Source organism: Ochrobactrum sp. AN78 (assembly GCF_029909885.1).
Taxonomy (GTDB): domain Bacteria; phylum Pseudomonadota; class Alphaproteobacteria; order Rhizobiales; family Rhizobiaceae; genus Brucella; species Brucella quorumnocens.
Genome location: NZ_JASAMU010000039.1, coordinates 1 through 1235, shown reverse-complemented (window position 1 = coordinate 1235; position 1235 = coordinate 1). Strand labels below are relative to the sequence as shown.

Here is a 1235-nt window from a genome sequence, read left to right as displayed (position 1 = left end):
TGGACTTCCCCTTCAAAAGTGGAGGGCTTCTGTTAAATAAAAGTGACAGGAGAGTTAGAATTGAAGCAGCGAGAATTTACAGAAGAGTTCAAACGCGAAGCCGTTCGTATTTTAACGACGAGCGGTCGAAGCATTTCATCGGTTGCCGACGACCTTGGCATTGGCAAGTCAACACTTGACCGTTGGCGGCGTAATATTTCTGAGAAAGATTTGCTTTCTGGTCCGCATGAGGACATGAACCAGGAGCTTGCCCGTCTTCGAAAAGAAAATGAGCTTCTACGACAGGAACGAGATTTATTAAAAAAAGCGACGGCCTTCTTCGCGCGGGAGACAAGTCGATGAAGTTTGCGTTCATCGACACGGAGAAGGCCCATATGTCTCTGTCACGGCTATGTGCTTTCGCAGGTGTCAGCATCAGCGGCTATTATGCATGGAAGCATCGTTTGCCCAGTCGTCGTCAGCTTGATGACATGATTATCTTGGCCCACATTCGTAACCAGTTTGCGCTGTCGCGTGAAACTTATGGAAGTCCTCGCATGCATGTCGAACTGAATGAAGAAGGCATTCGGGCAGGTCGTCACCGCACGGCGCGACTGATGCGCGAAAACAGTCTTAAAGCCCGGCAGAAAACGCGCTTCAAACGCACGACCGACAGCAATCATGGCGAGGCTGTCGCTCCCAATCTTCTGGATCAGGACTTTACCTGTGATGGACCGGATCAGAAATGGGGTGTCGATATCAGTTACATATGGACCACCGAAGGCTGGCTATATCTGGCAATCGTTGTCGATCTCTATTCTCGTCGCATCATCGGTTGGGAAGCGCGTGACCGGATGAAAAAGGATCTGGCTATCTGTGCTTTGAATAAGGCTATTGCAATCCGGCAACCAAAGCCGGGGTTGATCCAGCACTCGGACAGGGGAAGTCAATATGCCAGTTATGAGTATCGCAAAATCCTCAGAGCTCACAAAATGCTTCCATCCATGAGCGGAAAAGGAAATTGTTACGATAATTCGATGGTGGAAACCGTCTTCAAGACGATCAAGTCGGAACTGATATGGAGAACTGTGTTCCAGACACGCAAGGATGCGGTCAAAGCCATTGGCGAATATATTGACGGATTCTATAATCCCATCAGAAGACATTCTGCCCTCGGGTATAAATCGCCGGTGCAGTTCGAGACGGCGAACCGTAAATTAATGACAGAACCTCTCCACTAAATAAGGGCAAGTCCA

At 48.9% G+C, this 1235-nt stretch carries 1 protein-coding gene; it reads left to right on the top strand.

Translation table 11 applies throughout. The features are described 5' to 3' along the window. Window positions 1–42: 42 nt before the first annotated feature. A protein-coding gene (locus tag QBD00_RS23580; protein ID WP_318580708.1) for an IS3 family transposase occupies window positions 43–1220 on the top strand; the annotation gives its coding sequence in 2 pieces (ribosomal slippage) (window positions 43–298 and window positions 298–1220; 1179 coding nt in all). Window positions 1221–1235: the final 15 nt, after the last annotated feature.